6 protein-coding genes are annotated in these 2,886 nt (G+C 33.3%); 3 read left to right on the top strand and 3 right to left on the bottom strand.

The genetic code is table 11. The features are described from left to right. Positions 1-174: 174 nt before the first annotated feature. The 3 genes from PN471_RS07495 to PN471_RS07485 all read left to right on the top strand — a co-directional run bounded on the left by PN471_RS07495 (position 175) and on the right by PN471_RS07485 (position 1,962). Positions 175-570, top strand: a complete 396-nt coding sequence (locus tag PN471_RS07495) for an EamA family transporter (protein ID WP_271776308.1) — start codon at positions 175-177, stop codon at positions 568-570. Positions 571-1,207: 637 nt separating this feature from the next. Beyond that, positions 1,208-1,516, top strand: coding sequence for a FitA-like ribbon-helix-helix domain-containing protein (locus PN471_RS07490; RefSeq protein ID WP_271776307.1), 309 nt, complete (start codon positions 1,208-1,210; stop codon positions 1,514-1,516). Between the two features lie 50 nt (positions 1,517-1,566). After that, the gene (locus PN471_RS07485; RefSeq protein WP_271776306.1) at positions 1,567-1,962 is read left to right on the top strand and encodes a hypothetical protein; all 396 of its coding nucleotides are present in this window, start codon (positions 1,567-1,569) and stop codon (positions 1,960-1,962) included. A gap of 38 nt (positions 1,963-2,000) precedes the next feature. On the opposite strand, the gene PN471_RS07480 is transcribed toward PN471_RS07485, so the two are convergent. The 3 genes from PN471_RS07480 to PN471_RS07470 are packed head-to-tail and all read right to left on the bottom strand — an operon-like array spanning position 2,001 to position 2,747. Further along, positions 2,001-2,336 carry a XisI protein gene (locus tag PN471_RS07480; RefSeq protein ID WP_271776305.1) on the bottom strand — a complete coding sequence of 112 codons (336 nt, stop codon included), beginning with the start codon at positions 2,334-2,336 and terminating at the stop codon, positions 2,001-2,003. Further along, positions 2,324-2,506, bottom strand: a complete 183-nt coding sequence (locus tag PN471_RS07475) for an element excision factor XisH family protein (protein WP_271776309.1) — start codon at positions 2,504-2,506, stop codon at positions 2,324-2,326. Before PN471_RS07475 ends, PN471_RS07480 begins: the two co-directional genes overlap by 13 nt. Before the next feature lie 49 nt (positions 2,507-2,555). After that, complete coding sequence (locus PN471_RS07470; RefSeq protein ID WP_271776304.1) at positions 2,556-2,747, bottom strand: element excision factor XisH family protein; 192 nt, start codon at positions 2,745-2,747, stop codon at positions 2,556-2,558. Positions 2,748-2,886 lie beyond the last annotated feature (139 nt).

Here is a 2,886-nt window from a genome sequence, read left to right as displayed (position 1 = left end):
GTTTCACTTTATCACACCATTTCGCTTTTAATGCTATTTATTCTCATTAAGCATCTTAATTTTTGAATTGACTTTAGTTATTATGTACTACTTTAAGGGCTTTTTTGATCTGTGACAGTTTGGGGTGCGGAATGTGGGTTATTATCTATAATCAATACCCAATCATCGCGGTTAATGATTATAGTAGCAGCACTCTGGGCATTAACAACATCCCTTGACAAAATAGGAGCTAAAAATTCGTCTCCTTTGGTATTTTCGGCTGCTTTGTATTTTTGTACAGCATTGATGATGTTACCGATAGTTTTGGTTTTCTCGCCCAATTGGGTTCTTCAACTAAGAACAAATTTCTCTAAATTGGTTTTATTGGGAAGTTTGAAAGCAGTAGATATGTGGTGTCATGTAACTGCTGTAGGGTTAACCGTAGCAGCTAATTCTGTTGCTGTCAGACAAACTAGCCTATTGATGGGTGTAGGATTCGGTTATCTGATATTTAAGGAAAAAAACATCAAAACAAGGTTTTTCGGTAGTGCAATTATGGTGTTAGGAATTTGTTTATTAACTTTCTCCTAATCTGTATCTTGTGGATTTAAAGCGATCGCTCTTGTTCAAGAGGGTGATGTGCCTAGCTCACCGAAGGAATCATATTTGAACCTACATTTCCATTTCACAAATATGGATATATTATCCACAAACCAAATTTTACAGATAACCTAAAAAAATTAATTGGAATGGCTTTTGAGTATCTTTTAGAAAGTAATAAAAATGCAAAAACTGGAAATACAATAGATCCAAAACCTACTAATGACTTATTTTGTTTGAATTGTGGTAGTACCAGCGTAAATCTTCACCCAAAACAAGGGGCAAAAAAATACACAGCAGACTGTAGAACTTGTCGACATCAAACACACATAAACTATTGCTGGAAGTGTCATACACAACTATTTAAACATGGCTATTATTGGGACTATCATAAAACATCTGTTTGGAGTAGCTTTGATATTCATTGTCCCAATTGCGGTATGGCATTTGCAGATAAACCGTGAAATTTGCAGATGAACTGATTTTTGACATCTGACGCACCGTAGTAATGGCTGTGTTCTAAGCTACAGAAAAATTTGCAAATTGCCGATATTCAGGACGAATAAACCCTGATATATAACCCTGAAAAATGCTATAATATAAACTAATCCCAAGCTATGTATGAAATATGAAAATAATTCTAGATAACTTAGAACCCAACCTCGTCGAAAATCTCAGATATCAAGCAGAACAACATGGACGGACTCTAGAGACTGAGTTAAAACTAATTTTAACACAAGCTGTTACCAAAAATCTCCAAGAAAACTTTCAGGAACAAACATTAATTCCTCTAGAAATATTAGCAGCGCAGGTAAAAGAGTCCTTGGATAATACAGGATATAATTCCCATGAACAAATTATTGATTTAATTCAAGATGTAAAAAGAGAAATGGCTGAAGAACATTTATTAAAAGCACAGCATGACAATGAGTTATGATATCCCTCAACGTCTATTTTTAGATACTAATATTTATTTATATTATTGGTGTGGCTAATGAGAATAGTTATGAAAGAAAAATATTAGAATTAGTTGGTTTTTTACAACCTTCTTCTGTAGAAATTATCGTTTCAGAAGAATTATTAGATCAAATTTTACGAGTATCTAAGCGTTTATATAATAAAGATTGGGGTAGTCAAATTGTTGCTCGAATTTGGCAGCAGTTAAAAGTTATTTATGTTAATTTCACTTCTGAGGAATGGCTAAAAATAGAAGAGTTAGGATTAATTCCTCGTGAAGATATTGGGGTTTATTTAACTGCTAGTAAGGGTGAAACTCAGTGTTTTGTTTCTGCTAATTATAAACTAATTCGTTGTTTAGTCAAAGAAACAAAAGAATTTGAATGTTTAACTCCTCAAGAATTTGTGAATAAGTATTTGTCATAATTTCTCCCAAAACTTCTGATTTTATTTCACAGTTTGTTTTAAGCCACAGAAAAATCACTAAACTGCCGATATTCAGGACGAATAAACCCTAAAATAATATCATCCTTTCCTACTCCTGATTCCAATAATTCCCCAGTTATCCCCCTTTCTGTACCATCCCATTCAATGCAGATTTTCCCATCAATAATTCGCAAATGAAACACCACTGCATGAACTCTACCTGTTCTATCCCAACCCGTATCCATTAACAAATAATTATCAGATTCTTGATCACAAATACATAAAGCCTCAATTTTTCCATGACTAGGTTTATATTGAGCGTGTTTTTTGACAACACTAACTATAATTTCTCTGTATTTATTTAACTTATCCATTGTAAAATTACCTCCTGAATCGGATCAAAAATAATGTAATTAATCTGCTGTTGATCACTTAAAATATCTTGAATAGCGGGTTTAAGAAAAAAGTCTTGATAAGCAGCTTCAGGAATTGCTAAATATAATTTACGTTCGGGATTGATTCTTTTAATTAAACTAACATAAATATTATATTGTCCTAATGTTTTTTCTAATTCTGTAATTAAAGAAGGGCTATTAATTAAAAACTTTTATTTCAATTACAATCTTTTGCTGCATCTTCTGGGCAGCAAATAATTTTTCTGCTCCTAAATCAGCATATAAACGCAAGCCTTTGTATTCTAGTATAAAGGGGTCATCGGTAATTACCCATCCATCTTTGGTTAGAGCATTTTTAACTTGATTGTGATATAAATCGTACTGTGGCATTAGTGACGTACTCCACACACTCCCTTTCAGGTGAGTGTGGGCTTCTCAGTGACTCCTCTATGAGGACATTAACTGAGCTTTAAGACCGTGCGCCCCACGGTTCTTTGGTTTTGAGATTTGTTTTTTGTTTTGTAGGCTG

The organism is Aphanizomenon sp. CS-733/32 (genome assembly GCF_028330045.1).
Classification (GTDB): Bacteria; Cyanobacteriota; Cyanobacteriia; order Cyanobacteriales; family Nostocaceae; genus Dolichospermum; species Dolichospermum gracile.
Note: the sequence above shows the minus strand (reverse complement) of the source record. Positions and strands in the feature narration are given on the sequence as shown.